Raw genomic sequence first — 23,547 nt, forward strand, 5'->3', positions numbered from 1 at the left:
ATAATCGTCCCGCGCGCTAAGATCACCGCGTCATGAGGCCCGAGCCGATCCGCGACCGCGCCGTCGAGCACCTGCGCGTCATTCGCGACGCGATGGAGCGGGCCGGCACCTTCACCGCCGTTCCCGGCTGGGGGACCGTCGTCATCGGCGTCACGGCGCTCGTGGCGTCGGCGGCGGCCGCCGGCATCGGCGACGGGGCGTCGTGGCTCCGGCTCTGGCTCGTCGAGGGGTTCGCCGCGGGCGCGCTCGCCGTCGGCGCGATCATGCTCAAGGCGCGCCGGCTGGGGCTCCCCCTGACCTCTGCGATCGCCCGCAAGTTCGCGCTCGCCTTCCTTCCGTCGCTCGCCGCCGGCGCGATCCTCTCCACCTCCCTCGCGATGCACGGACTCGGCGCCCTCCTTCCGGGCACGTGGCTCCTCCTCTACGGCGCGGCGGTCGTCGCGGCGGGCTCGCTCTCGGTTCGCCTGGTCCCGCTCATGGGCACGGCGTTCATGGCCCTCGGCGCCGCCGCGCTCATCGTCGCGCCCGCGGTCCCGAATCTCTTCATGGCGGCGGGGTTCGGCGGGCTCCACGTCGTCTTCGGCCTCTTGATCGCGAGGAAGCACGGTGGCTAGGAAGCATGCGATGACCGGCGATCCGGCCGCGGGCCGTCCCGCGGCGCCCGCGGCCCGCCCGGCGAGGGCGCGCGCGGCGGTGCCCGATCTCGATCGGACGATCCACGAGCGCCTCCGGCTCGCGATCGTGAGCGCGCTCGCGGTCAACGACGCGATGACCTTCCGCGACCTCAAGGCCCTCCTCGGCACGACCGACGGCAACCTCAGCGTCCACGCGCGCAAGCTCGAGGACGCCGGCTACGTCCAATGCGAGAAGGGGTTCGACGGGCGTCTGCCTCGCACGCAGTACCGCCTGACCGCCGCCGGGCGTCGCGCACTCGAGAAGTACCTCGCCCACATGGAAGCGCTCATCCGCGCGACGCGGAAAGGTTAGCGTGAGCGCTTCCGCCTTCCCGCTCCACACGGCGATCGTGATGGACGGCAACGGCCGCTGGGCGACGGCGCGTGGACGACCGCGCATCTTCGGCCACCGTGCGGGCGCGTCCGCCGTGCGCCGCACCGTCGAGGCGGCGCGTCATCTCGGCCTCCCGGTCCTGACCCTCTTCGCGTTCTCCTCCGACAACTGGGAGAGGCCGAGGACGGAAGTCAGCGCCCTGTTCGTCCTCTTCCGGGAGTTCCTCGAGGCCGAGACGGCACGGTGCCGGGACGAGGGGATCCGTCTCGAGATCATCGGACGCCGCGATCGCCTTCCGGCGCGCGTCCTCCAGGCGGTCGAGCGGGCCGAAGCGATGACGGCGGCTTCGAGCGCGATGCGACTACGCGTCGCGGTCGACTACTCCGCGCGCGAGGCGATCGCCGCCGCCGCGCACCGCCTGTCCCCGACCTCCAGGGCGCCCCGCGACGATCTCGCCCGGCTCATCGGCGGCCCGGACGTCGACCTGCTCATCCGCACCGGCGGCGAGCAGCGTCTGTCGGACTTCCTCCTCTGGGAGGCGGCATACGCGGAGCTCGTGTTCCTCGACGTGCCCTGGCCGGAGTTCGGCCGCGACCACCTCGAAGGCGCTCTCCACGAGTTCGCGCGCCGGCAGCGCCGGTTCGGACGGATCGCGGCCGCGGTCTGACGGCTACTGGCGCTTGAGCGCGGCGCGCAGCGCCTCGCCGAGGTGGCTTCCGAACCCGGCCCCCGGGTCGGAGGAGGCAGCCGCCGGGCGGGGCTCTTCGTTGCGGCGAGGCCGGTCGGCCGGCGGCCGCCGCTCGGGGCGGACGGGGCGCCTGTCCCGCTGACGCTCGGGGCCTTCCGCACGCTCGGCCCGCGGCTTTTGCGCCGCCGCGCGCGCCGCGTCGGCCGCGTCGCGGTCGACCCCCTGGACCGACAGCCGGATACGCCGTCCACCTTCCTGGACGTCGACGACCTCGACAGGAAGGTCGCTTCCTGGGACGAAGCGCGATTCGAATCCTGCCCCCTCGCCCGCTCCGCTCCACACCCGCGGAACCATCCCTACGCGGCCCGGGCCGAGCCAGACGAAGATGCCGAAGACCTCTGCCTTGACGACCTTCCCGGTGGTCTTCGCGCCGGGAGCCAGCTCGGACGCGAGCAGGGCGGCGACCTCTTCGCCGCCGGGGAGCACGGTGATGCGCCGCCGCGGCAGGTCGAGCGCGATGACGACCCACTCGCTCGGGGCGTCGATCTCCAGGCCCTCACGCCAGCTTCCGGTCGATGGCGGGAACTCGCGCGCCGGCGCCAGCGCCTCGATCCCGCGACGCAGCTCGACGAACGCGCCGAAGTCGGCGAAGCGCTTCACCTTCCCCGGGTAGACCTTGCCGACCTCGAAGAGCGTCGGCACCGAGTCCCACGGATCGGTGATCGCCTGCTTGATCGAGAGCGAGATCTTGCCGCTCGCCTCGTCGAGCTTGATGATCTTGACCGGCACACGATCGCCGAGCGCCACGATGTCCGATGCGCGCACGACGCGGCCGTGCGCGAGCTCGGTGAGGTGAACGAGGCCCGTGACGCCCGCCCCGAGATCGACGAACGCGCCGAACTCGGTGAGCCGCGCGACACGCCCCGTCATGACCGCGCCCTCGATGAGCGTGGCGCGGACCGATTTCATCTCCTCTTCGTGGTCGGCCTCGAGGAGCGCGCGGCGCGAGAGGACGACATCCTCGCCTCCGCGCCGAAGCTGGAGGATCTTGAACGCGTGCGTCTTCCCGACGTGCTCCTCGGGGTTCTCCACGCGGTGGATGTCCATCTGGGAGTGCGGGCAGAATCCGCGGCACTTCCCGATCCGGATCTCGTACCCGCCCTTGATGACCTTCTCGACGAGACCTTCCATCGGATGCCCCGCGCGGAACGCGCGGATCACCGCCGGGTCGCGTGGCCGCCGGGGCGCATCTTTCTTGGCGGGCTTCGCAGCCGCAGGTGCCCCGGCCTCGCCGTCGGCACCGCCCTCGGGGCCGGCGACGGCCTCCGCCGGGGACGGCTCCGCCGGTCCACCGTCGGCCTGCTCGACCGCCGCGGGAGGAGGAGCGATCTCGCCGCCGGGCGTCTCGTCGTGCTCGTGCTCTTCGGTCAACCTGCTCCTCGATCTCGGTCGAACGCCCTGACCCGCCGGAACGTCACCGGCGGTAGTCGCGAACGGCCCTAAGATATCTACCCGTGCACCCGGCATTCTGCCACAGGTGATGTGGGCGAATGTGGATGCCTCGAGGCGATGACGCACCGATGAGCTCCGCCGATCGAGACCCTTCCGGCCAAGAGGCCGCCCCGGGGGGGCCTCAAAAGGACACCGAAGGCGGGTCGCCGCGCCGGAACTGGCTGCGCCGCCTCTACATGACCCTCAGGACGGAGCATCGCACCCCGGAAAAGGTGGCGTTCGGTGTCGGGGTCGGAGTCTTCGTAGGATGCTCGCCCCTGTGGGGGCTGCATTTTCCGCTCTGCGTCCTTCTCGCCACCGTCTTCCGGCTGAACCGGATGATCGTCTACGCGGGCGCCTACGCCGGGAATCCGCTCACCGCCGCCCCGATCCTGTTCGCCGAGCTGCAGATCGGCCACCGCCTGCTCCACCACGCTTGGCTTCCCGTCACCCTCGCCGACGTCGAGACGCTCGGTCTGGGCGGTGTCGTCGTGAACCTCGCGGTCGGCAGCATCGTCGTCGGCGCCGCTCTCGGGGCGCTCGCGGGGCTCCTCGCGTGGGCGATCGCCAAGTCGAGCAGCCACCACGAGGCCTACCGCGAGGTCGTCGACGCGATCGTCGTCCGCTACGTCGACGTCTCCATCCGCGACGCCGAAGCGGCGCGCGCGCGGCTCCTGCGCGATCCCATCTGGCCGTTCCTCATCGAGGAGGGTGTGCTCGTGTCGAGCGTCCGCATCCTCGATCTCGGCTGCGGGCGCGCCGTCGGAGGCGCGCTCGCGGGAGAGCTGCACCCCGCGGGAGGACGTCTCTGGTATCTCGGCATCGATGCCTGCGACCGCTACGTGCGGGCGGCGCGGCACGCGCTCCACGATCTCGGCGGGTGCGTGGTCCAGGCGATGGACCTCCGCGATTTCGATCCTCCGGCCGCTGACGTCGTCCTCGTGAACGACGTGCTCCGCTACCTGCCGTTCACGGCGCAGGACGCACTCCTCCGCCGTGTCGCGCGGGTCCTCCCGTCGGGCGCGCGCATCTTCGTCCGCGAGAAAGACGCGGGAGGCGGGTGGAGGTTCGCGCTGCGGTCGCTCGGCGACCGGCTGTCCCTCCTCGTGCCCGGCCGTCCGCTGCACGGATCGCATTACCGCCGCGCCGAAGACCTCAGGAACGCGCTCGTGGCCGCGGGCTTCGCCGTGAGCGACCGCACGCCGCCCCGTGGATCCTCCGCCGCGTGGGTGCTGCTCGAGGGCATTCGCCGGCCGGCCTCCGTCGGTCGCGCGTGATGCGCGCGCTCACGATCAGCCGGCCCGGAGGTCCCGAGGTCCTCGAGGTCAAGGAGGTCCCGGATCCGGTCGGCGGGCTCGACGAGGTCGTCGTGCGCGTCCGGGCCTCGGCTCTGAACCGCGCCGATCTCCTCCAGCGACGCGGTCTCTACCCCGCCCCCGCGGGGGCGCCGGCCGACATTCCGGGGCTCGAGTTCGCCGGGGACGTCGTCGTGTGCGGCGCCCTCGTCACGACTCTCCAGCCGGGCGATCGTGTCATGGGGATCGTCGGAGGCGGGGGCCAGGCGGAGCGCCTCCGCCTTCACGAGCGCCTCTGCCTGCGCATCCCTCCCGGGGTGGGCTACGAGGAGGCCGCCGCGGTCCCGGAAGCGTTCCTGACCGCCTACGACGCCCTCTTCGCGCGCGGATCCCTCCGCCCCGGCGAGTCGGTCCTTCTCCATGCCGCCGGATCGGGCGTCGGCACGGCCGCCGCTGCGATCGCGACCGCGGCGGGGGCGCGGGTCGTCGCGCTCTCGCGCTCGGCGGAGAAGCGGCGGCGACTGTCGGCGATGGGACTGCACCGGGTGCTCGACCCGGCCGAGGGGGACGTCGCCTCCGCGATCCGCATGGCGCTCGGCGGCGAGGGGGTCGACCTGACCGTCGACTTCGTCGGCGCGGCGACGTGGGCGCTCGACGTCGAGGTCGCCGCCATCCGCGGGCGCATCGTCCTCGTGGGCACGATGAGCGGCGGCCGGGTCGAGGCCGACCTGTCGGCGCTCATGCGGAAACGGCTCACCGTGATCGGCACGGTGCTCCGCTCGCGGCCGCTGGAGGAGAAGATCGAGCTCGTTCAGTCGTTCTCCCGAACGATGCTGCCGCTCATCGCCGCCGGGAGGCTGCGGCCGGTCGTCGACCGCGTCCTCGCCTTGGATGACGCCGCCGCCGGGCACGCGACGATGGAGGCGAACGAGAACTTCGGCAAGATCGTCCTCAGGATCTGACCTCGTCCCGCGTAGAATCCGCCGCCATGGGCGCCGATCCGGCCGTCACCGACCTCCCCGAGAACGCCTATCGCGAGCTCGCGCCGGGCGAGACGTACCAGCCGATCGTCCCGGCCGAGGCGCAGCTCCCCGAGATCACCCGGCGCTCGATCGCCTTCGGCCTCGCGATGACCGCCCTCTTCTCGGCGGCCGCCGCGTTCATCTCGCTCAAGCTCGGCCAAGGGATCGAGTCGGCGATCCCGATCGCGATCCTCGCCATCGGCTACTCCGCGCTCGTCGCGCGGAAATCGTCCCTGCTCGAGAACGTCAACATCGTGACCTTGGGCGCCACGGCGGGGATCGTCGTCGGAGGCTCGACCTTCACGATGCCGGCGATCTTCATCCTGGGGCTCATCGATCACTCGAGCTTCGCGCAGATCTTCATCGTGCCGCTCCTGGGCGCCGTCCTGGGCGTCCTCTTTCTGATCCCATTCCGGCGGTACTTCGTCGCCCAGATGCACGGGAAGCTCCCGTTCCCCGAGGCGACGGCGACGACCGAGATCCTCGTCACCGGCGCGCGCGGCGGGAAGCAGGCCGTCGTCCTCCTCTACTCGATGGGGATCGGGATGGCCGTCGACTTCATGGCGCTCCACTTCGTGGCGTGGCGGGACACCTTCACGACCGTGCTCATTCCCTCGTGCCGCAAGCTCACCGACGACCTGAAGGCGATCTTCGTCCTGAACACCTCGGCGGCGGTCCTCGGACTCGGGTACATCGTCGGCCTGCGCTACGCGACGATCATCTGCACCGGCTCGTTCCTCTCGTACTACGTCTTCATCCCGCTCTTCGGGCACCTCGGCGGCATGGTGCCCGGGCCGCTCTTCCCCGGGCGCCCGCCGATCCCGGGGCTCGCGGCGGAGGACATCTTCAAGCAATACGTCCGCTACATCGGCATCGGCGCGATCTTCGCGGCGGGCGTGCTCTCCGTCCTCAAGATGTCGCCGATCATCGTGCAGGCGATACGGCAGGTCTTCGGCGAGATCTCCCGCGCGCGCCAGGGAGCCGCGAGCGGAGCCGTCAGGACCGATCGCGATCTCTCGATCCGGTCGGTCGTCCTCGGTACGATCGCGGTCGGGACGCTCCTCTTCCTCTACTTCCGCTTCTTCGTGCTGCCGGACCAGGCGGCGCCCACAGCGACCTCGTTCGCCGCCCTGGCGCTGACGCTCGTCATCACCTTCCTCTTCGCGGCCGTGTCAGCGTGGGCGATCGCGATGATCTCGACGACGCCGATCTCGGGGATGACGCTCACGACCCTGATCATCTCGGCGATCGTGCTCTCGGCGATGAAGCTCGCGGGCGCTTCCGGGATGATCGCGGTCCTCCTCATCGGCGGAGTCGTGTGCACCGCCCTCTCGATGACCGGCTCGATGGTGACGCTGCTCAAGGTCGGCTACTGGACGGGAGCGACCCCGAGGCGGATCGAGCTCACGCTCATCGGCGGCTCCGTCGTGGCGGCGCTCACCGTGACGGCGATGATGTTCGTCTTCAACAAGGTCTACGGCTTCGGTGAGCCGACGGCGATCCATCCGCATCCGGTCGCGGCCCCGCAGGCCACGGCGATGGCGGCGGTCATCGGCTCGGTCATGCAGTCGGGCCAGGCGCCGTGGTTCCTCTACGGGATCGGCGCCGTCGTCTCGGTGATCATGCAGTCGCTCGGGATCTCGGCGCTCGCGTTCGCTCTCGGGATGTACCTGCCGATCGAGCTGAACACGCCGATCCTCGCCGGAGCCGTCGTCGCGTGGCTCGTCAAGCGCGGCCCCACTCCCGCGCTCCTCCGCGCTCGCGGCAATCGCGGCACGCTCATCGCGTCGGGGTTCATCGCCGGCGGCGCCCTGGCCGGCGTCTTCGACGGGATCATCCGCCTGATCGTCGACCTCTTCCACGGAGAGGTGACCTGGAGCCTCGGCAACGACGGCCCCGCCGGCAACTGGCTGGGCCTCGCGGTGTTCGTCGCGCTCGGCGGCTATCTCTACTGGGATGCGCGGCGCGCCACGGAAGCGGAAGGCGCGGGGCCCGAGATCAGTTTGTAGTCGGCTTGTCCTTCGACAACAGCCACAGCGCCGCCGGCAGCGCGGTGAAATCCGCGATCATCGAGAGCAGGAACGCCGACGACGCCATGATCCCGAACTGGCGCATCGGCGGAAGCGGCGAGAGCGCGAGCGCGAGGAATCCGCCGGCATTGATCATCGTGGCGAAGACGATCGCGCGCCCCGAGACGAGGAGCGCGTGGCGCAGCGCGTGCTCGGTGCCGCCTTTCCGTCCCTCCTGGAAATGAAAGAAGAAGTGGATCTGATCGTTCTCCGAGGCGCCCAAGACCGTCGACGCGATGAGGATCGTCGCGACGTTGAGCGCGATCCCCGAGACACGCATGACGAGGAACATGACGAGGATGGCGAAGACGGACGGGATCATCGCCATGAGGCGCGCCGCCGGGCTCCGGAAGACGACGAGGAACGCCATGAAGATGATCGCCGCCGTGATCGCGAAGCTTTCGGTCAGCGTGGGGACGAGGTAGTGGGCGATCTTCGCCTGGAGGAGGCCCTGGCCGACGAGGCGCACCGTGCAGTCCTTGAGAGCGGGGAACTCGGCTTGGGCGCGCGACCACACGCCGGCGACGAGCTCCTGCAGCGCCGCGTAGCCGCCGTTGTCGCGCCGCGTCACGATGCGCAGGCGCGCGTTCTCGAGCGTCCCGACGTCGATGCCGCTCCTGAGCTCGGGGTGCTGGAGGACGAGCTGCTCCAGGTCTCCCGCGAGCTTCGGCCACGCGGCGGGCTCCTGCGGCAGCGTGTCGCCCTGCCCCTGCAGGTAGCGCATGAGGCGAAGCGGCGTCGTCGGGCCCATCGCGGACGCGACGCGCGGGTCGGACTCGAGCGCCCGCGCGAAGCCGTCCATGCCCCTCAAGACCTCCGGATCGAGCGCGCGTCCGCCGGGGACGCGGACCCACGCCTCGACGACGGCGAGGCCCCCCATCGTCGCCTCGAACCGGCGCGTGTCCTGGTAGAGCGGGATCTTCTTGTCGATGTAGTCGAGCGAGTCGGTCTCGAGCCGCATCGCGTCGATCCGGCCGGGCACGCCGAGGAGCGCGACGAGACCGGCCGCCATGGCGATGAGCGCACCCGACACGAGGAGCCGGCGGTAGCGGTACGTGAAGGCGGGAAGCCGGTCGACGATGCGCGGCCACCACGCGCCGGCGGTCTTCCGCTCCGCCTGCGTCGGTGTGCGAAGGCGCCGCTCGAGCGCGGGGAAGAGCGTGAACGCGGCGATCCAGGTGAGGACCATGCCGGCCGCGACCCAGAGGCCCATCTCGCGGATCGGCCGGATTCCCGAGACCGACAGCGCCGCGAAGCCGACCGCGGCTGCGAAGATCGACGCGGTGCACGGGAGGAACTTGTTGCGGAGCGTGAAGATCTGGTGCTCCTTCGCATCGACGCCTTCGGGGCACGCGACGTACAGCGAGTGGATGTAGACGAGCGTGGCGGTGCACGTGATGAGCACCGTGAGCGGGACGAGCGACGAGACGATCGTCGCGACGTAGCCCATGACCCCGGCGAACGCCTCGGTGAAGAGGATCGTCGCCGCGATCGTCAGGGCGAACGCGAACAGCGTGCGGAACGACCGGTAGAGGAAGAGGTTGAGCGCGACGATGAACAGCCCGAACAGCGGCATGTAGAGGAGCGTCGACCTCTGCGTCTCCTCGGAGAGATAGCGATCGACGTAAGGACCGCCGATCTTCCGGACCGCGAGGAGTGGCGCCGGATGCTCGGCGAACGGTGCCGCCGCGGCGTCGATGGCGGCGAGCGCCGATTGCAGCTCGTCGCGCCCCTTGGCCTCGATCTCCATCGGAATGCCGAGCGTGCCGTCACCGACGAGCCCCTGCGTGCGGAAGAGGCGCGTTCCGGTGGCGAACGCCTCGAAGGCGCGCGCCTCGTCGGCGCCGCCGCGGATCTGGCCGTGACCTTGCTCGTAGATCGTGATCGCCGAGATCGGCTTGACCCCGGGCACGCGCGCGAGCGCCTTCTCGATCTCGGCGACGCGCGCGAGCGCGGCCGGCGAGAAGATCTCGGGTGACTCGCAGAGCAGGACGACGTAGTCGCCCTCCGGAAACACGCGCGCGAACGCCTGCGTCTGACGGAAGTCTTCGTCGTCGGGGACGATCAGGCGGCCCGGCGAGTTGTCGGCCGTGACGCCCAGCGCGAAACGCAGCGCGAGCGGCGCCGCGAGCAGCCAGGGCAGGATCGCGATCCACGGGCGCTCGACGACGAGGCGCGCGAGCCGCGCACCGAAGGAAGGCGACCGTTCCGGGGTCGTGGCATCATGTGCCGCGGTCATGCCGAAGCGAACCTCGATCCCACTCGCGATCGCCTTGCTGTCGCTCGCCGCGGCGGCCGGGACGCCGCCGACGCCGCTGACCCTCGTGATCTGCGCGCCCGGCTATCCGGGCTCCACGGCGGAGGCGCAGCCTAGCATGGACACGCTCGCCGCCGCGGTGTCGCACGCGGCGGGATGGCCTGCGGGAACAGTCAAAGCCGAGTACCAGGAGACGGAGGCCGGCGGCGTCGCACGCTTCAAAGGTGCGGCGCCCACGCTCGCGCTCGTCCCGCTGCCGTTCTTCCTCGCGCACGCCGCTGATCTCAAGCTGACACCTCGCGTCCAGGCGGTGTTGAAGGACGCGCACGAGACCGAGGTCTGGACCCTCGTCGCCAAGAAGGGGCGCGTGACGGGCGCCGCGTCGCTCGCGGGCTGGAAGATCGCCAGCCTTGCCGCGTACGCTCCGGACTTCATCAGGAACGTCGCGCTCGCCGGCTGGGGCACGCTGCCTTCCGGGGTCCAGTTCGTCGAGACCGGGCAGGTCCTGTCCGCCCTGCGTCAGGCGGCTTCGGGCGAGAACGTGGCCGTCCTCCTGGACGGGACGCAATCCGCGTCGCTCTCCACCCTCCCCTTCGCGGCGGATCTCGAGACGGTGGCCAAGTCGCCGGCGCTCCCGACGAGCGTCCTCAGCACGGTCGGCCCGGCGCTGGGGCCGAACGACGCGAAGCGGCTCGTGGCCGGCCTCCTCGAGATGGCGAATGCGCCCGACGGTGCGAAGGCGCTCGACGTGGTGCGGATCGCGCGCTTCGTGCCGCTCGACGACAAGGCCCTGGCCCAGGCGCGCCACAGCTACGGCCAGCGCGTTCAGACCGCCGCGAAGTGAAACGCCTCCTCGCCGCTGCGGTCACACTCCTCGCAGCGGCGTGCGCTCCGGCGCTCAAGGAGCCGCCGGCCATCGGCGCCCTCGCGAAGCGCCCGGCGTCGGCCGAGAAGCGGGACACGGCCGGCCTGCTCCGTGACGCCGAGGCCGCGTGGGCGCGCCGGCCCGATCTCTTCGCCGTGCGTAATTCCGAAGCGCTCGCGCTCGAAGCCGCGCAGGACGATGCGAGCGGCGCCGCGCCGCTGGTCGCCGCGGCTCGTGCCAAGGCGTGGCTCGCCGACAAGGAGACCGACCCGAAGCGTCGCTTGGACGCAGCCGTGAGCTGCGTCCACGCGGCTCAGTGGTGCGCCAAACGAGAGCCCGCCAGCGCCGCATGCGATTACTGGCTCGCCATCGGGCTCGGGCTGCAGGCACGCGAGGTCGCGGCGACCGCCGAGGACGGCGTCAAGAAGATGGTCGCGGCGCTCGACCGCGCGAGCCAGCGCGAGCCGGGCTACGAGCACGGCGGCCCCGAGCGCGTCCTCGCGATCGTGCTCGTGCGCGCGCCCGGCTGGCCGATCGGCCCCGGCGACCCGGACGCCGCGCTCGAGCACGCGAAAAACGCGCTCGCGTTGGAAGGCGACTACCCGCCGAACGTTCTCGCGCTCGCCGAGGCGCAAGCGGCGAAGAGAGATCGACCCTCCGCTCGCGCGTCGTACGCGCGCGCGAAGAGCCTGGCCGAGGATCGCGGCACGGCCGGGGACCCGGACGCCGCCGATTGGCAGGCGCAGGCCGAGCAAGGGCTCGCCAAGCTCAGATGAACCTCAGTTGACGGCGACGCGGCGCAGCACGATCCGCTGACGTACGCACCCCGCCGTCTCCACGCGGCGCACGTCGTCGAGGCCGAGGACGTCCATCGCCCGGAGGCGGACGACGAACGCGGGATAGCTCTTGGCCGGGACCACCGTCACGAGCGTCAGCGGTGCGTCCGGTGCGGAGGGGAGCATCTGCCCTTCGGAAGCCACCGTCGCGAGGACGATCTGTCGCGCCGCCTCGTCGGTGTCGCGCACCAGCCAGTACGCCTCGACCGGTGAGTCGGCGACCCCCGCCGCGCAGGGGTCGCTCGCCGCCCGCCGGGCGGTCGTCGCCAATTCGGCCTCCGCCTTGGCCTGGGGAGCGGGGGCGTTGACGTAGCCGAGCGATGTCATGCGCTTCGCGGCCGACTCGTCGGCACGGGAATTCCGGGCCGGTGCGCCGCCGACGGCACCGCCGACGGCACCTCCGCTGAGCGCATCGGACGGCACTTGCGTGGGCTGATCGGCAGGCAGCTCGCGTGGGACGGGCGGCGGTGGAAGCGGCTCGGGAGCCGTCTTCTGCTTCGCCATCGGGCGCACCGCATCGCGCTCGGCCTTCTTCTTGTCCTTGCTCTCCGAAACGGGCGGTGCGGTCTCCTCGTTCTGGAGGACTTCCGGACGCACGGCCTCCCGTTCCCGTGCGACCCGCGGCGCCACTGAAAGCCGCTGCTCGACCACGAACAGGCTCACGAGGCCGACCGCCGCGATCGTCGCCGCGATCGTCGCAGGGATGGCGAAGCGCCGCCGGAACGGCACGACGGTCGCGGCGTCGATGCGGCGCCCGATCAGCGTCTCGAGGTCCTCGGGCACGCCGGGAACGCTCTCGCCGTGAAGTGCGGCGGTGAGCGCACGCAGCGAGAGAAGATGCTCGCGGCACTCGGAGCAGGCCGCGAGGTGCGCGTCGACGTCCGCTCGGTCGGTGGCCGTCAGCTCACCATCCAGGTACGCGGACAACAGGTCGCGCGGATGCTCGCTCATGCGCTCCCCCCTTCGATGCAATCCTTGAGCGAGCCGCGCGCCCGCGCCAGCCGCGACCGCACCGTGCCGAGCTCGATGTCGAGAACCGCCGCGATCTCCTCGTAGCTCTTCTCCTCCGCATCGCGGAGCGCGAGAACCGCGCGGAAGGCCGCGGGTAGCTTCTCGAAGCACGCCGCGAGAAGCCGCATGAGCTCCTTCGCCTCGAGCGCGTGAAGCGGGCCGCGCTCGATGCGGAACGCCGCGGCGGCCGGCTCGTCGTCCACAGGATCCGACGCGCGGCGGAGGCGCTCCTCCGCGCGGTCGAGATGATTGAGCGCGCGGGTCACGGCGATGCGATGGAGCCAGGTCGAGAGCTTGGCATCGCCGCGAAAGCTCGCGATCGATCGGTGCGCGGTGACGAAGACTTCCTGGACGACGTCTTCGGTGTCTTCACGGTGCCTGAGCATCCGGTAGACCGTCGCCCACACTTGAGGAAGATGCGTGGACACAAGGCGGTCGAACGCGCGGCGGTCGCCCGCCTGCGCGCGGCGAATCGTCGCCGGCTCGTCGTCGGTCGAAGGCGGCGCCGGCGGGGCCTCGTCGCGCATCCGTCGAAGCATGCCACGGCCCATCGTTCCCTCCGCCCATGAGACCGCGCCTGGCTGCTAGAGTTCCCCCATGGCGTCGCCGCTCGCGAAAGCGCTCCGTACGGCCGGATTTCGCGGCGAGATCCAGGGCGAGGCGCCGCTCGGGCCGCTCACCACCTGGCGCATCGGCGGGCCGGCCGAGGTCCTCGCCACCCCCGCCGATCTGGACGACGCGGCGATCGCCCTCCGGTTCGCGTGCGAGCGCGCCCTCCCCTGGCACGTCCTCGGGAACGGATCGAACCTCCTCGTCCCCGACGTGGGCGTGCGCGGACTCGTGCTGCGCCTCCGCGGTGCGCAGAGCGCCTGCGCCGTCGAGGGACCGGTCCTCACGGCGGGCGCGGGCGCCTCGTTCCCGCGGGTCGCGAACCTCGCCGCCGAGCACGGCCTCGCCGGTCTCGAGTTCGCCGCCGGAATCCCGGGAACCGTCGGCGGCGCCGTCGTCATGAACGCGGGCTGGCACGAGCACGAGACCGGCAACGCCGTGACGTCCGTCGAGTTCCTCGATGAGGATGGCGTGAAGCGAACGCTCGATCGCGCGGGCTGCGCCTTCGCTTATCGGACGAGCGCGTTTCGCGGACGTCCCGTGGTCATCGGCGGTGCGCGCTTCACGCTGGTTCCGGACGATCCTGCGGAGGTGAAGGCGCGACTCACGGCGTTCGCCGAGAGCCGAAAAGCGCATCAGCCGACCGAGCTTCCTTCTTGCGGCTCCGTCTTCCTGAAACCCGAGGGCGACTTCGCGGGCCGGCTCATCGAAGCCGCCGGCTTGAAGGGGAAGCGCATCGGCGCGATCGAGGTCTCCCCCAAGCATGCGAATTTCTTCGTCAACCTCGGCGGAGGCAACGCGAAGGACGTACTCGCTCTCGTCGAAGCCGTCGAGAGCGAGGTCATGCGCAAGCTCGGCGTCAGGCTGGTCAGGGAGTTCGAGGCCTGGTAGCTCGGTCTGATCCGGCGCTGACCCCTCGCTACGCCGTCATCAAGCTTCGCACCCGCTCCACGAAGCTCGCCTGGACCGCCTCGTCGAGGACGACGCGGTCGACCTCGTCGACGAGGAGGCCGTCGAAGAGCGCCTTCTTGTTCTCGACGACCTGGCGCACGCGCTCTTCGATGGCGCCGCGGGTCACGAAGTGGAGCACCTGCACGCTCTTGCGCTGACCCATGCGATGGACGCGGCCGATGCGCTGCTCGAGGACCGCCGGGTTCCACGGGACCTCGAGGTTGACGACGACCGAGGCGGCGTCCTGGAGGTTCAGGCCGAGGCCGCCGGCGTCGGTCGAGAAGAGGACGCGGCGCGCGGGGTCGTTCTTGAAGCCTTCGATCATGAGGAGACGCGCGCGCGAGTCCATCCCGCCGTGGAAGACGGTCGCGGTCTCGCCGCGCCGCTCGAGGAGCGGCCGCACCGCGTAGTGCGCGAGGCGGAGGAGGCGCTCCCACTGGCTGAAGACGAGGACCTTCGCGCCGGGGCGCTCGAGCAGGTCTTCGAGAACGTGCGTGAACTCCTCGAGCTTCGGCGAGTGGATCCAGCGGAGATCGCCGTCGGCACCGTGACCGTCCTTGAGGCGGCCCTCCGAGCTCTCCCACTCGTACTGCGCCCAGGCGTTGCAGAGTATGCGCATCGACGTGAGCGACTGGAGGAGCAGGCGTACCTCCGCGGTCTTGAGCGGGCGATTCTGCGCGAGGAGGGCTGCGACCTTCCGCGCGTGCCGCCGGTACGGCCGGAGCTGCGCCGGCGTCATCTCGGTCCAGAAGGTGTTGTCGGTGCGCGGCGGGAGCTGGTCCAGGACCTCGACGCGCTCGCGCCGCATGAAGAACCCGGCGAGACGCGACCTCAGGACGTCGAGCGACTCGTACGCGACGATCTTGCCGCCGGGCTCGGTGACGGCGTGGAACGGGAGGAGCCTCCAGCGCGGGCCGAGCGCGCGCGGGTTCAGGAACTCGACGATCGAGTGCAGCTCGGAGAGGCGGTTCTCGAGCGGCGTGCCGGTGAGCACGAAGGCGAACGGACTCTGGAGCTCCTTGACCGCCTTGGCGGTCTTCGTGTCCCAGTTCTTGATCCGCTGCGCCTCGTCCAGGACGACGAGCTCCGCCTTCGCGGCGCGCACGAGGTCGAGGTCGCGGAGCGCCAGCTCGTAGTTCAGGACGAGGAACCCGCGCTTCCAGCGGCGGTACGTCCGGGCACGCAGCGCGCGTGAGCCCTCGACCACGCGCGCCTTCTCGCCGCAAGCCTTCAAGATCTCGCCGGCCCATTGATGCTTGAGCGACGCGGGGCAGACGACGAGCGTCTTCGCGATCCCCGCGGTGCGCCTCATGAGGAGAGTCGCGACGATCGCCTGGAGCGTCTTGCCGAGCCCCATGTCGTCGGCGAGGAACGCGCGTCCGCTCTGCGCGAGGAAGACCGCCCCTTCCGCCTGGTAGGGGTGGAGCTGGAAGCCGAGTCCGGTGATCGCCTCGTTCCAGACCGGGTCGCCGACCTCCACGGCGCGCAGGCGCGCCGACAGCTCGGCCTGCTCGCGGGCTTCGTCGATCCTCGCCGTCACCGCCGGATCGAGATCGAAGGCAAGGCCGCCGTCCTCCGCCATCTGACGCGCCGCCACGATCGCGCTCTCGATCCACGTGAGCGCCGGGGTGTCTGCGGGTGCCGGGAGGAGGCTCCCCTCTCCGTCGAACCAGGTCCTCAGACCACCGGGCGGGTACGTCTCGACGGCGTCGCAGCGGATCTCGCGGAGCGCGTCCGGCACTCCGGCGAGCCACTCCGCCGGCCGCCACCAGATCGCGAGCGCCGGCGCCTGCGGCTTCTTCGTCTGCCTCTGATACCAGCTCCGCACGCGCTCGATGTGCTTGCAGGTGCCGATCTCGCTCTTCTCGTAGTCGGGGCACGTGCATGAGGCGAGGCGGGCCTCCGAGCCGCGCAGGGCGACGGTGTACGGTCCCGAGCGTCCGTGGCCCGCGACGCGGAAGCGCGGGATGACGCCGCGCTGCCGCCCGAGGCGCGTGATCGTCGGCCGCTCCTTCCTCGCCCGCTGCTTCCTCGCCTTGAGCTCCTCCTCGCGCGCCAGGTCGACGCGCTCGTCGCGCGTCAGCGCCCACTCGCCCGGTGCCGCGAGGAGCATCCCCGTCTGCATCGGCGCGTGGGTGACGATGCGGCCCTGGCCGCGTGCGAGCCGCCCCGCGCGCCGTGCGCGGCGCTGCGATCCGGCGACCTGGACGAGCGCCGGACGCGGAAACCGCAGCGCCTCGATCACCGCGACCGCGTGCTTGCAGACCGGCCCCTCTTCGTACGGGCACTCGCACCGGGCCTCGAGGCTCTCGTCGACGAGCGCGACGCTGACGCGATAGGGCGTCGGCCCTTGGTCGCGCACCTTGCCCTCGACCGAGCGGCCGTCCGCCGCGAGCCGGAGCGACGCGACCTTGCCGAGGAGGGCGCTCTCGTGCCCTGCGTGAGCGATCCTCTCGCCCGCCCACTCGCGGACGTCGAAGCTGAGGAGCGCGTGATCCGCGGGGACCGCGGAGGACGCCGGCCGCGCTGGCTTGGACTTTCGTGTCTTCAAGAGCCCTTCTCGCGAAACGGGGGGATCAAGCCGAAGAGTGTGCCTTAAGGCGGGAATGAACGCCAGGCTTGCCGCCGCCGGGCCCTGGGCGGTACGATCGGCGGCTCGCGCGCGCGAAAGACCACGGATCCCGCATGCCGAAGCCGGACACACTCGCCCCGATCGCCGCACGCTTCGCGGCGTTCGTCACCGAGGCGCACCCCGAATCCGCCGAGAGGCTCATCGCGGCGTTCGCCGGGCTCGGGCACGGCGATCCGGAATCGCTCCGCCACGACCTCGCGGGAGCGGTGCGCGAGGCGCTGGGGCTTCGCGCGGCCGGCGTGAGCCACGAGACGACGCCGGGCGTCACCGCCACCGAGCGGCTCCGTCGTGCCGAGGAGGCGGTGGTGATCTCGTGCGACGGCTTCCTCAGGCGGGAGTCGCTCCGTGCGTCGCTGACTCCAGATGAGAGACGGGAGATCCTCCGCGGGATGATCCTCACCCGCGCGGTCGACAACCGGCTCAAGGCCTTTTTCACCGGCGGCGAGGTGCGTTACGGGAAGGCGTCGTTTCAGGGGAAGGGGTTCCGCTCGCTCGGCCAGGAGGCGATCTACGCGTCCGCGATCCGCCTGCGGCGCGGTGCGCGGTATCGCGGCGAGGACGGGCGCTGGACCGGCGACGTCGTCGCACCGCTCATCCGCGATGCGGGAGCCGTGCTCGCGATGCGGCCGGAGCCGGCGACGGTGCGGATGATCCTGAGCGGCCAGATGGGAAAGGCCGGCCCGCCGATGGACGGGAAGGATCTCCACGTCGGCGACTTCGGCTGGGGGATCCTGCCCGCGTCGGCGCCGCTCGCCATCTCGTCGCTCACCGCCGCAGGGCTTGCCATGGCGTTCAAGGTGCGGCGCGAGGACCGGGTCGCCGTCACGTACATCGGCGAAGGCGGGACCTCCCTCGGCGAGTGGCACGAGGCGATCAATCTCTGCGCGGCACGCCACCTTCCCGCCGTGTTCTGCGTCCAGAACAATCAGACGGCGCTCTCGACGCCGGTCGCCGACCAGTCGGCGGTGCGTGTCTTCGCCGACAAGGCCGCGGGCTACGGCATCCCCGGCCTGACCCTCGACGGCACCGATCCCGACGCGATCGCCGCCGCGTTCGCGTGGGGCGTCGAGCGCGCGCGCGCGGGCGACGGGCCGGTCCTCCTCGAGCTCGTCGCGATGCGCATGTGCGGCCACGCGCATCACGACGACATGCTCTACCTCGGGAAGGACCCCGCCCCATCGTGGGACTATCCGAAACCCACCGCCGCCGGGTACGCCGATGCCGATCTCTACGCGCGATGGGCGGTGCGCGACCCGATTCCCACGTATGCCGCGCGTCTCGCCGCCGACGGCGTCATCGCCGCGGACGATCTCGCGCGATGGCAGCGCGAGGCGGACGCGACGGTCGAGGCCGAAGCCCGGGCCGTCATCGACCTCCCCTGGCCCGACGCGTCCCGAGCGGGGACGGGCGTCTTCGCGGGCGAGCCGGAGCGAAGGCATGTCGAGCCTCTCGGCGATCCCGGCGCGCGCCTCGCGCGGCGGACTCCTCCCCTGCCGCCCGTCGAGGACGCCCCGCCGTACGACCCGAAGGGGACGACGTTCCTCGAGGCGATCACCCTGGGCATCGGGGATGCCCTTCGCGCCCACCCGCTCGCGTTCGTGTACGGCGAGGACGTCGGCGGCAAGTACGGGAACGCGTTCCTCCTTCTGCGCCCCCTCCTCGAGGAGTTCGGCGATCGCATCGTGAACGCGCCGATCGCCGAGGCCGGAGTGCTCGGCGTCTGCGTCGGCGCGGCGCTCGGCGGCACGCTGCCGATCGGCGAGATCCAGTTCAACGATTTCGTCGCCACCGGCTTCAACCAGCTGGTCAACAACGCGGCGAAGATCCGCTACCGCTGGGGCGGCTCGGTCCCCATGCTCGTCCGTATGCCGTGGGGCGGCCTGAGGCGCGCGGGGCCCTATCACTCGCAGAACACCGAGGCGTGGTTCTACCGCACCCCGGGCCTCAAGATCGTCTGCCCTTCGACGCCCCACGACGCCCGCGGACTCCTCGCCGCCGCGGTCGCCGATCCCGACCCGGTCCTCTACTACGAGCACATCGCCCTGTACCGCGAGCCCAGGGTGCGGCAGCGGCTCGCGGCGGAGCCGCCCCGGCCGATCCCGATCGGAAAGGCGGCCCTGCGGCGCGCCGGGGCCGACCTCGCGATCGTGACCTACGGCGCCTATGTCCACGTCGCCCTCCGCGTGGCGGAGACGCTCGCGAAGGAGGGCTTCGAGGCCTCGGTCCTCGACCTCCGCTCGCTGCAGCCCATCGACCGCGAGGCGCTGCTCACCGTGGCGCGTCACTGCGGCAAGGTCCTGATCGCGCACGAGGACACACGCACGGGCGGGATCGGCGAGTCGCTCGCCGCGATCGTCCAGGAAGAGTGCTTCGAGGAGCTCGACGCGCCGGTCAGGATCGTCGGCGCGCTCGACACGCCGGCGCCCTACTCGCCGCCGCTCGAGGACGCGTATCTCCCCGGCGACGAAGGTGTGCTCCGCGCGGCGCGTCTCCTCCTCGCCTACTGAGGCGTCTCCTCCACCCGGCCGAGCAGGAAGAGCAGCTCCGCGTCGGCGTGCGATTCCTCCTCGAGCGCATCGAGGCGGGTGAGACGCGAGGCGGTCAGGGTACGCAGCGCGTCGAGGAAGTCGAGGATCCCGCCCCGCCCTTCCTTGTACGCGGTCTCCGCCATCGAGCGCAGCTCGGGAAGTCGCGCGGCGACACCGGACTCGATCGTGGCGACCGCCGCGCGCCGCTCGGAATCGACGGCGAGCGCCGTGTCGAGATCGGCGTGCCATTCGGCTTCGAGCGCCAGGCGGTCGAGCGATGCCTCGCCGGCGGCGGCGCGCGCCCGCGCCACGCCGCCCTGGTTCCGGTCGAGGAACGGGAGCGGAACCGAGATGCCGAAGAGCGCGGACCGGCTCGAGGCGTCGCGCGTGTTTTCGACGCCGCCGGTCAGGCTCGGAACCGGATAGCGGTCGCGGCGCGCGGCACGCTCGGCCGCGGCGGCGGCATCCTCGCCGCTCCGGGCCGCGACGAGCGCCGGCGCGTGCGCCTTGGCCTCATCCCAGGCCGTCTCGGGGGCCACGGTCGCCAGCGCGTCGGCCGTGACCGAGGCGGCGGCGTGGGGCGCGAACCCGGGACGCCCGAGGATCCGCGCGACCTGGCCCTGAGCATCCGCGAGATCCGCGCGCGCGTCGCCGAGCTGCGCGGTCAGCGTCCTCTCTTCCGTGTCCACGCGGAGCGCGTCGTACGGCGATGCGTCGCCGGCTTCGCGACGCCCGGCGACGATCGACGAGACGCGCGCGAGGTCGCCGCTCGCCTCCTCGAGGGTCGTGACACGTTGCTGCTGCACCCACAGCGTGCCGAACGCCTTGCGCAGGGCGAGCGCGCGCTCGGCGAAGGTCGCGCCCACGCCGGCCTCCGCGGCCGTCACCCCGCTCTTCGCCGCCGCCTTGCGCGCGCCCCGCTGGCCGAACACGAGGAGCGGCCATTCAAGCGAGTACTGATCGGTGTCCGCGGCGCCGGTGTTCGTCCCGGAGTGGAGACGCGTCGCGTCGTAGGAGAACTCGGGGTTCGGCGCGACGCCGGCGGCCACGACCTCCGCCTGAGCGGTTGCGATGCGCGCGCGGTCGGCCTCGCTCCTCGGATTCGACGCGCGGAGGGCGGCAAGCGCCTCGGCGAACGTCATCTCGGTCGCGGCCGGCGCGGCGAGAACGAGACACGCGGGCGCGATCATGCGAGCGGATCTCCTTCCTCGGGAACGGGAAGCGGGGCGGAGCCGAACGTCGCGTAGGCGACGGGCAGCACGAAGAGCACGACGGCGATCGAGGTCACGAGGCCCCCGATGATGACGAGGGCGAACGGACGCTGGATCTCGCTGCCGACTCCCCGCGAGAGGGCCATCGGCGTGAGCCCCAGGATCGCCAGGAGCGCGGTCATGAGGACGGCGCGGAGGCGTCCCGTCGCGCCTTCGACGATCGCCTCCCGGAGGGGCACGCCGGCGCGCCGGCGCGCATCGATGGCGCTCATGACCAGGAGCGCCGCCAGGCAGACCTGTCCCAGGAGCGCGATGAATCCGACCGCGGCGCTCACGGAGAGGTTGATGCCGCACACGAGGAGCGCCATGGCGCCCCCCGTCAAGGCGAAGGGCGTCACACCGATCACGACCGCGGCGCTTCGCGCCGATTGGAGCCCCATGTAGAGGAGCGCGAAGACGATCAGCGCCGAGATCGGCACGACGATGCCGAGCCGGCGCATCGCGCGCGCCTGATTCTCGAATTCGCCCCCCCAGGTCAGGAAGTGGCCGGGCGGCACCTTGACGTCGCGGTCGACGACCGCCATCGCGTCCTTGACGACACCGCCCATGTCCCGGCCGTCGACGTTGAACTTGAGGGCGAGCACGCGGCTGTTCGCCTCGCGGTTGATACAGGCCCGGCCGGGGTCCGTGGAGACGCGTGCCAGGTCGCGAAGCGGGCGACTCCCGGCAACCGCCGGGACCGCGATCGCGCCGATCGCCTCGGGGTCGCCGCGCTCCGTCTCGGGCAGCATCACGCGCACGGGAATCGGCCGCTCGCCTTCCCACATCTCCGTCACGACGCGCCCTGCGAGCGCGGTTTCGAGAACGTCCTCGGCGGCGCCGACGGTGATCCCGGCGCGTGCGAGCGCCTTGCGGTCGAGGGTGACGTTGAGCTGCGGCACCGTGGCGTCGCGATAGAGCTCGAGGTCGACGATGCCGCGGACCTTCGAGAGCGACGTCCTGGCCGCTTCGAGGGTGTCTCGCATCGCCTCGAGATCGGTCCCGAAGATCTTGAGCACGACCTTGCCCCGCACGCCGGTGATCGCCTCCTCGACGTTGTCCTTGATCGGCTGCGAGAAGTTGAAGTCGACGCCCGGGATCTCGGTGAGCGACGCGCGCATCTCCTCGATGAGCTTGTCCTTCGTGACGCCGTGCCGCCATGCCTCGTGCGGCTTCAGGTGCACGAACGTCTCGCTCATGTTGACGCCCTCGTCGTCCGTGCCGTCCTCCGGGCGCCCCTGCTCGCTCAGGACCTCGATGACTTCGGGGAAGGTTTGCAGGCGGCGCCGCACATCGGTGAGCACCTCCTGGCCCTTCTCCAGCGAGATGCTCGGAGGCATCTCGACGAAGATGACGAAGTCCCCTTCGTCGAGCTCCGGCAGGAACTCGCTGCCGAGACCCATCACCGCGGCTCCGCCGAGGACGGCGAGCACGACGGCGCCGCCCCCGATCGCCCAGCGGTGCGCCAGGGAGAACGCGAGCGCCCGGCGGTAGCCCGCGCGTAGAACCACGAGGAACTTGGGGTCACCCTCGGGAACCGCGCGCGCGCGCAGCAGGACGGCGCAGAGGGCGGGGACGGCGGTGAGCGCGAAGACGAGCGCGCCGGCGAGCGCGAAGCTGTACGTCATCGCGAGCGGACGGAAGATCCGCCCCTCGATGCGCTCGAGCGTGAAGACCGGCATCAGCGCGGCGATGATGATCGCCATCGCGAAGAAGGTCGGCGAGGCGACGTCGAGCGCTGCGCCCGCGATGAGCGAGAGCATCTCGCGCGCGGTCTGCGGCCGGTGCGTCGCCGTCTCGTGGAGGACGTTCTCGACGAGGACGACGGCGCCGTCCACGAGGATGCCGAAGTCGATCGCGCCCATCGAGATCAGGTTGGCGGGAAGGCCGAGCCACCTCAGGCCGATGAACGCGGTGAGCAGCGCGAGCGGGATGACGGAAGCGACGATGAGCGAGCAACGAAGGCTCCGCAGGAACAGCCAGACGACCCCTGCGACGAGCAGAGCGCCGAACAGGAGGCTGTGATGGACCGTGGAGAGCGTGAGGTCGACGAGGGTGGTGCGGTCGTAGAACGGCTCGATCTTCATCCCCTTCGGGAGGATCTTGTCGTTCAGCTCCCCGACCTTGGCGTGCACGCCTTCCAAGACTCGCGACGGGTTCTCGCCGCGCCGGAGGAGGACGAACCCTTCGGTGACGTCGACGGCCTCGTTGTAGCCGATGTTACCTCGTCGCGGCGTGTGGGAGACGACGAGGCGCGCCACGTCGCCGACTGTCACGGGGGTGCCGTCCTCGTTCTTGAGCACCGTCTGGCCGATCTCGTGAGGATCGCTCAGGTAGCCGACGCCGCGGATGACGAGCTCCTGGTCGCCGTGCCGGAGGAAGCCGCCACCGACGTTGTGGTTCGACCGCTGGATCGCGTCGCAGAGATCCTGGAGCGTCAGACCGTGCGCGATGAGCGCCGGAGTGTCGACGAGGACGTGGATTTCCTTGAGGTAGCCTCCGAAGTTGACGACGTCGGCGACCCCCGGCACCTGGCGCAGGATGCGCGAGACGTTCCACTCCTGCTCCGAGCGCACCTGCTCGGGCGTGTGGCGGTCGCTGACGAGCCGGTACTGGTAGATCTCGCCGAGCGGCGTGTCGTCCGGGGAGAGCACGGGCGAGACGCCCTCCGGCAGGTCGGCCTCGTTGAGCTTCTCCGTCACGATCGTCCGCGCCCGGTAGCCGTCGGTGCCGTCCTCGAAGGTCAGGAAGACGAGCGACAGCCCGAAGAGGCTCTCGCTGCGCATCTGGATCATCCCGGGCGTCCCGTTGAGGACGCGCTCGAGCGGGATCGTCACCTGCCTCTCGATCTCCTCCGGCGCCTGGCCGGGCATCTGCGCGATGACGCGGACCGCGATGTTCGTGACGTCCGGGAAAGCTTCGATCGCTGTCTCGTTGTAGGCGAAGACGCCGTACGCGGCGATCCCGCCGATGACGGCGAGGACCGGCAGACGGCGATGGACGCAGGTCTGGATCAGAGACGAGAGCACGAGGGT

The 23,547-nt window shown here is 71.2% G+C and carries 17 protein-coding genes; 10 read left to right on the forward strand and 7 right to left on the reverse strand.

Going from position 1 to position 23,547, the window contains the following annotated elements; translation table 11 throughout:
• The first annotated feature begins 32 nt into the window (after positions 1-32).
• The 3 genes from VFV19_05115 to uppS are packed head-to-tail and all read left to right on the forward strand — an operon-like array spanning position 33 to position 1,675.
• Positions 33-614, forward strand: coding sequence for a hypothetical protein (locus tag VFV19_05115; GenBank protein HEX4823667.1), 582 nt, complete (start codon positions 33-35; stop codon positions 612-614).
• Positions 607-987: a transcriptional regulator gene (locus VFV19_05120; GenBank protein HEX4823668.1), complete on the forward strand. Its 381-nt coding sequence runs from the start codon at positions 607-609 to the stop codon at positions 985-987. The genes VFV19_05115 and VFV19_05120 overlap by 8 nt, the downstream gene beginning before the upstream one ends.
• 1 nt (position 988) lies before the next feature.
• Positions 989-1,675: a polyprenyl diphosphate synthase gene (gene uppS, locus VFV19_05125; protein ID HEX4823669.1), complete on the forward strand. Its 687-nt coding sequence runs from the start codon at positions 989-991 to the stop codon at positions 1,673-1,675.
• 3 nt (positions 1,676-1,678) lie between these two features.
• Here the strand turns inward: uppS and VFV19_05130 are convergent, their stop codons facing one another.
• Positions 1,679-3,127 carry a S1 RNA-binding domain-containing protein gene (locus tag VFV19_05130; GenBank protein ID HEX4823670.1) on the reverse strand — a complete coding sequence of 483 codons (1,449 nt, stop codon included), beginning with the start codon at positions 3,125-3,127 and terminating at the stop codon, positions 1,679-1,681.
• Between the two features lie 149 nt (positions 3,128-3,276).
• Here VFV19_05130 and VFV19_05135 point away from each other — a divergent pair, with 149 nt between their 5' ends.
• The 3 genes from VFV19_05135 to VFV19_05145 are packed head-to-tail and all read left to right on the forward strand — an operon-like array spanning position 3,277 to position 7,513.
• Positions 3,277-4,464, forward strand: a complete 1,188-nt coding sequence (locus VFV19_05135; GenBank protein ID HEX4823671.1) for a DUF2062 domain-containing protein — start codon at positions 3,277-3,279, stop codon at positions 4,462-4,464.
• Positions 4,464-5,444 carry an NAD(P)H-quinone oxidoreductase gene (locus tag VFV19_05140; protein HEX4823672.1) on the forward strand — a complete coding sequence of 327 codons (981 nt, stop codon included), beginning with the start codon at positions 4,464-4,466 and terminating at the stop codon, positions 5,442-5,444. Before VFV19_05135 ends, VFV19_05140 begins: the two co-directional genes overlap by 1 nt.
• Positions 5,445-5,470: 26 nt before the next feature.
• Positions 5,471-7,513 (forward strand): oligopeptide transporter, OPT family, encoded by a 2,043-nt coding sequence (locus tag VFV19_05145; GenBank protein ID HEX4823673.1) that lies wholly within the window; start codon positions 5,471-5,473, stop codon positions 7,511-7,513.
• On the opposite strand, the gene VFV19_05150 is transcribed toward VFV19_05145, so the two are convergent.
• A complete protein-coding gene (locus VFV19_05150) occupies positions 7,503-9,812 on the reverse strand; it encodes an MMPL family transporter (GenBank protein ID HEX4823674.1) in 2,310 nt (769 codons plus the stop codon). The genes VFV19_05145 and VFV19_05150 overlap by 11 nt on opposite strands.
• Here VFV19_05150 and VFV19_05155 point away from each other — a divergent pair.
• Entirely contained in the window at positions 9,811-10,674 is an 864-nt protein-coding gene (locus tag VFV19_05155; protein HEX4823675.1) for a PhnD/SsuA/transferrin family substrate-binding protein, read from the forward strand. The two genes, VFV19_05150 and VFV19_05155, sit on opposite strands and share 2 nt — an antisense overlap.
• Positions 10,671-11,471, forward strand: coding sequence for a hypothetical protein (locus VFV19_05160; protein ID HEX4823676.1), 801 nt, complete (start codon positions 10,671-10,673; stop codon positions 11,469-11,471). The genes VFV19_05155 and VFV19_05160 overlap by 4 nt, the downstream gene beginning before the upstream one ends.
• Positions 11,472-11,474: 3 nt before the next feature.
• Here the strand turns inward: VFV19_05160 and VFV19_05165 are convergent, their stop codons facing one another.
• Entirely contained in the window at positions 11,475-12,482 is a 1,008-nt protein-coding gene (locus tag VFV19_05165) for an anti-sigma factor (GenBank protein HEX4823677.1), read from the reverse strand.
• Positions 12,479-13,093 carry a sigma-70 family RNA polymerase sigma factor gene (locus tag VFV19_05170; GenBank protein HEX4823678.1) on the reverse strand — a complete coding sequence of 205 codons (615 nt, stop codon included), beginning with the start codon at positions 13,091-13,093 and terminating at the stop codon, positions 12,479-12,481. Before VFV19_05170 ends, VFV19_05165 begins: the two co-directional genes overlap by 4 nt.
• Positions 13,094-13,139: 46 nt before the next feature.
• On the opposite strand from VFV19_05170, the gene murB reads away from it, so the two are divergent.
• A complete protein-coding gene (murB, locus tag VFV19_05175) occupies positions 13,140-14,042 on the forward strand; it encodes a UDP-N-acetylmuramate dehydrogenase (GenBank protein HEX4823679.1) in 903 nt (300 codons plus the stop codon).
• Positions 14,043-14,070: 28 nt separating this feature from the next.
• Here murB and VFV19_05180 read toward each other — a convergent pair whose 3' ends face one another.
• Positions 14,071-16,653, reverse strand: a complete 2,583-nt coding sequence (locus VFV19_05180; protein HEX4823680.1) for an SNF2-related protein — start codon at positions 16,651-16,653, stop codon at positions 14,071-14,073.
• Positions 16,654-16,787: 134 nt separating this feature from the next.
• Here VFV19_05180 and VFV19_05185 point away from each other — a divergent pair, with 134 nt between their 5' ends.
• The gene (locus VFV19_05185; protein ID HEX4823681.1) at positions 16,788-19,241 is read left to right on the forward strand and encodes a thiamine pyrophosphate-dependent enzyme; all 2,454 of its coding nucleotides are present in this window, start codon (positions 16,788-16,790) and stop codon (positions 19,239-19,241) included.
• On the opposite strand, the gene VFV19_05190 is transcribed toward VFV19_05185, so the two are convergent.
• Both VFV19_05190 and VFV19_05195 read right to left on the reverse strand, forming a co-directional pair.
• Entirely contained in the window at positions 19,235-20,452 is a 1,218-nt protein-coding gene (locus VFV19_05190; GenBank protein ID HEX4823682.1) for a TolC family protein, read from the reverse strand. The genes VFV19_05185 and VFV19_05190 overlap by 7 nt on opposite strands.
• Positions 20,449-23,541 (reverse strand): CusA/CzcA family heavy metal efflux RND transporter, encoded by a 3,093-nt coding sequence (locus tag VFV19_05195; GenBank protein HEX4823683.1) that lies wholly within the window; start codon positions 23,539-23,541, stop codon positions 20,449-20,451. Before VFV19_05195 ends, VFV19_05190 begins: the two co-directional genes overlap by 4 nt.
• Positions 23,542-23,547 lie beyond the last annotated feature (6 nt).

This window comes from Candidatus Polarisedimenticolaceae bacterium (assembly GCA_036275915.1).
Lineage (GTDB): Bacteria > Acidobacteriota > Polarisedimenticolia > Polarisedimenticolales > DASRJG01 > DASRJG01.